The sequence below is a fragment of the Kitasatospora sp. NPDC057198 genome (assembly GCF_042670125.1).
GTDB lineage: Bacteria > Actinomycetota > Actinomycetes > Streptomycetales > Streptomycetaceae > Kitasatospora.
In genome coordinates this window covers 1-4,722 of the sequence record NZ_JBHUWH010000558.1, presented here as the reverse complement: position 1 = coordinate 4,722, position 4,722 = coordinate 1, and the positions used below count along the sequence as shown (strand labels likewise).

The window sequence follows — 4,722 nt, the reverse complement described above, 5'->3', positions numbered from 1 at the left end:
GGGCGGGACGGCCGACGAGGCGTCAGGAGCTTTGGCTGGCACGGGAGTTACCGGACGAACCGGTGCCCAGGAGTGCGGGGGTGGTGGCCCGGCAGGGGTGGTGCCGGAGAGTGCGGAGTGCCGTTCAGCGGCGCCTGCCGTCCGGGTGCGGACGATCAATTCGGTCATCAACGGACAAGCCGACGAAGGCACTTGACCGGATATTCGCCGGGACTGCATCGTTCCTTTCCGATTACCCGCTCGGCTTCGGCGGGCGGGCCGACGGGAGGGGACAGGTACCCAGACATGTCAAGAATTCCGCGGACGGTACGCCGCCGCACCGGGCGCCCAGGGGGGAGCGGTGCCCTGCCCCGGGCGGTCGCCACCGCCACCGCCGCCCTGCTGCTGGCCGCCCTGCCGGCCCCGTTCGCCGCGGCCGCGGACCTGGCCCCGACGCCCGGGAGCACCGCGGCACCCGGGAGCACCGCGGCACCCGGGAGCACCGCGGCACCCGGCAGCACCGCGGCGCCCGGAGCCACCGAGCCGCCCGCCGAGACCGGGCAGACCGCAGTCGTCCGGGCGGCGCTCCAGCAGGCCGCGCAGACCGGGCAGCCGGTGAAGATCGACGCGCTGACCACCGAACTCGCCGAGACCTTCGCCGCGCCCGACGGCCGCTCGCTTTACAGCCAGAACCACGCCCAACCCGTCCGCACCAAGCGCTCGGGCGACTGGCAGACCCTCGACCCGTCGCTGCACCGCGCCGGGGACGGATCGGTCCGGCCCGCCGTCACCGGCACCGACCTGGTGCTCTCCGGCGGCGGCAGCGGACCGCTGGCCACCGTCACCACCGCCGACGGCAAGCAGCTGTCGGTCACCGCCCCGTTCGCCCTGCCCGCGCCGACCCTGGACGGCGCCACCGCGACCTACTCGAACGTGCTGCCGGACGTGGACCTCCAGGTGACGGCCCGGCCCGACGGCGGCTGGCGCGACGTGGTGGTGGTCAAGACCGCCCAGGCCGCCGCCGACCCGCGGCTGCGCGAGCTGCGCTTTCCGCTCCGCACCACCGGGCTGACCGCCGGGGCGGACGACGCGGGCAACGTCTCGCTGACCGACGCGAGCGGTGCGGTCCGCTTCCAGGCGCCCACCCCGTTCCAGTGGGACTCCACCCGCCCCGACCCGCAGGCCGCCGGGAGCGGCACCGCCAAGGCCGCCGCGAAGTCCCCGCCGGCCGCGCCCGCCGACGACGACGCGGCGGCCGACCCCGCGCAGTCCTCGGCCCAACAGCCCGGCGACGCGGCCGTGGTGGCCCCGATGGGCGTCAGCGTGTCCACCACCGAACTGGTGCTGACCCCCGACCCGGACAGCTTCGGCAAGGGCACCGGCCCCTGGTACCTCGACCCCGAGGTCGGCACCGCCCTCACCAAGTCGAACAACGCCCAGGTGCAGGAGAACCACCCCAGCACCGCGACCGTCAACACCTCCTCGCCGATCGGCGTGGGCTACTGCGGCTACAGCAACTGCACCGGCTACGGCCGCTACCGCGCCTACTACCAGTTCGGCGTCCCGAGCGGCCTGATGGCCGGCGGCGGTCACCTCGCCGCCACCGTCACCAGTGCGACCATGCAGGTCGGCGTCATCGACGCCTCCGACACCTCCGTCGACACCACCTTCGAGCTGTACAGCACGCCGGCGTTCAACGGGGACCCGACCTGGTACAACCAGCCCTGCGGTTACGCGAGCAAGATGCAGGGCTGCACCTGGGCCGCCAGCGACCACCTGAAGAACGTCGGCACGCTCAACTTCGACGTCAAGGACTGGGTGCAGTACCTGGTCGACAACCAGGTCACCCCGTGGACCGTCGGCATCGCCACCAGCGACGAGTACAACAAGGGGCTGCGCCACCACCTGGCGCCCGACCCGGTGATCTCGGTCTACTACGACATCGCGCCGACCATCTGGAGCCCGCGCACCTCGCCCGCCCCCGGCTTCGTCAACGACCCGGAGTTCGGCACCCGGAACGACGAGTGCCAGCACCCCGGCGGCAGCCCCTGGTACGAGCCCGGCTGGGTCGGCGGCAACCAGTACATCCACCTGCAGGCGAACATCTGGTCGCCGATCAACTCCTCGGTCAACACCACCTTCCACATCTGGGACGACAACGACCCGAACGGTGGCGGCTCGTACAGCACCGGCCTGCTCGGCGGCTGGGGCGTCGTCGGCGTCCCGGTCTCCCAACTCGCCGACGGCCACCAGTACGGCTGGAGCGCCAGCACCACCGACCAGTTCCTCAGCTCCGGCGACACCCCGTGGTGCTACTTCCGGGTCGACAAGACGGCGCCCCAGGTGACCGTCACCTCCGCCGACTTCCCGGCCAGCGGCGTCCTCGGCCAGTTCCCGACCAAGAAGCTCGGCGACACCGGCACCTTCTCCCTCACCGCGACCGACCCGGCCCCCGCGGGCGGCCTCAACGCCTCCGGCGTGGCCTGCCTGCGCTGGAGCACCGACCCGACCCCGGTCACCGGCTGGAAGTGCACCGACCCCACCGGCCCCACCTCCGGCACCTTCAGCGGCGCCAAGGGCGAGCTCGGCTTCAGGCCCGTCAACTGGGGCACCAACAGCCTCCACGTCCAGGCCATGGACGTGGCCGGCAACTACAGCCAGCCCGCCCGCTACACCTTCTACGTGCCCTGGAACCCGGCCAACGGCGCCGCCGGCACCCCCGGCGACCTGAACGGCGACGGCCGCGGCGACATCCTGCTGCCCGACGACCTCGGCAACCTGCGCACGCTGTCCCTCGACAGCGACCCGGCCACCGCCCAGGCCGCGCCGCTGGAACTCTTCCCCGGCGGTTACGGCTTCAAGGACGGCCAGACCAAGATCACCCACCGCGGCGCGCTGCGCTCCGGCCTGAACGACGACGTGCTCGCCTGGACCGGCGCGACCCCCGACCTGGCCACCCAGCTGTACGACTTCCCGAACAACAACGACGGCACCATCGGCACCCCGACCCCGCTGCTGAAGAACCGGCTCTGGGCGAACCCCGACGGCACCGCGCTCGGCACCGCCCCGGCCGGCTGGAGCGACGACTGGTCGGCCCTCCAGCAGGTCGTCGCGCTCGGCGCGCCGAACGCGCCCCTCACCAAGGGGGACAACGTCGTTCGGCGCGAGCAGACCGCCGTCCTCACCGTCGAGGGCGGAAACCTGTGGTTCTACCGGGCCAGCACCACCGACCACCTGGACGCCCCCGCCGTGCTGGTCTCCGGCACCGGCACCTGGAACGGCTACGAACTGGTCAACCCCGGCGCGGCCGGCGGCACCGCGCAACCCACCCTGTGGACCCGCGACAAGGGCGACGGCACCCTGCGCGCCTACGACGTCAGGCTCAAGGCCGACGGCACGCTCGACCTGTCCGCGCTCGCCTCGCCGACCGGGCCCGGCGCGCGCGTCCTCGGCGGCCCGAAGTTCACCACCGCGGCCTACCCGAAGCTCGGCTCCAGCGGCGACGCCAACAAGGACGGCGTCACCGACCTGTGGACCGTCGACGCGAGCGGCAGGCTGAAGATCTGGACCGGAAGCACCACCGACGGCACCCCGGCCACCGCCGTCACCGCCCTCGCGGCCGCCGGCGCCGACCAGGGCTCCGCCCGCCGCCCGGTGGAGCGCTACCGGCTGCAGGGCACCGCCGCCGACGGCACGCTGCCCGGCTACTACCCCGGCTCGGTGGCCGCCGCGCCCACCGGCACGGTCTCCTTCCCGGCCGACACCGTGGACGGCGCCACCACCACCGTGGCGGCGTTCGGCGGCAACGCCGCCCCGGGGCGGATCGAGGCGAGCAGCCAGGGCCGGCAGTTCCGGATCGACACCGGCAAGTCCTTCACCGTGACGGCCTGGGCCGAGCCCGGCGGCAGCACCGCCCAGGGCGCCGTCCTCAGCACCAGGGGCGCCTCCTCCAGCGGGCTGGTCCTCGCCCCCGGCGCGGACGGCAACTGGCAGTTCAAGCTCGCCACCGGCGACACCGCCCAGCCCGCCTTCGACACCACCGACTCCGCGCTCAGCAACGCCGCCCGCTGGCAGGACGGCCGCTGGGACCGGCTCACCGTCAGCTACAACGCCGCCACCAGGGTGATGAGCCTGTACGTGAACGGCGCGCTGGCCGGTGTCCGGGTCCACTCCGCGGGCTTCGCCCTCAACGGGCCGCTGGTGATCGGCTCCGCCCAGCAGGCCGGCGGCTTCGGCACCGCGTTCTCCGGCCGGATCAGTGACGTGGCGGTCTACGACACCCCGACCGACGCGGGCGGCGCCACCGGCCCGCTGGTGCTCGACACCGCCGCGAACAAGTGCGCCGACGACCCCGGCACTGTCGACCAGACGGGTCAGATCCTGGAGATCTGGGACTGCAACGGCACCCCCGCGCAGCAGTTCACCGTCAAGCCCAACGGCACCCTGAAGATCATGACCCACTGCATCGAGGCCGTCGGCGCCGGCACCGGCAACTGGACCAGGCTCCAGCTCGCCGACTGCACCGGCACCACCAACCAGCAGTGGATCGCCCGCCCGGACGGCTCCCTGCTGCACGTCCTGTCCGGCCGCTGCCTGGACCTGCCCAACGGCGACACCACCAACGGCACCCAGCTCGAGCTCTACGACTGCAACCAGTCGCCCGCCCAGCGCTGGCGCACCACGCCGGTCGCCTGACGGGCCGTCACCGCACCGGAAAAGGGGTGTGCCCCCTCGCCCGCCGAC

At 73.3% G+C, this 4,722-nt stretch carries 1 protein-coding gene; it reads left to right on the top strand.

The window, feature by feature from the left end:
• The first annotated feature begins 285 nt into the window (after window positions 1-285).
• The gene (locus ACFUEL_RS35420) at window positions 286-4,674 is read left to right on the top strand and encodes a ricin-type beta-trefoil lectin domain protein (RefSeq protein WP_380241642.1); all 4,389 of its coding nucleotides are present in this window, start codon (window positions 286-288) and stop codon (window positions 4,672-4,674) included.
• The last annotated feature ends 48 nt before the right edge of the window (window positions 4,675-4,722 follow it).

Bases quoted from the DNA above. Each gene is read 5' to 3' on its own strand.
- ACFUEL_RS35420 (WP_380241642.1), top strand. From the start codon at position 286: ATGTCAAGAATTCCGCGGACGGTACGCCGCCGCACCGGGCGCCCAGGG.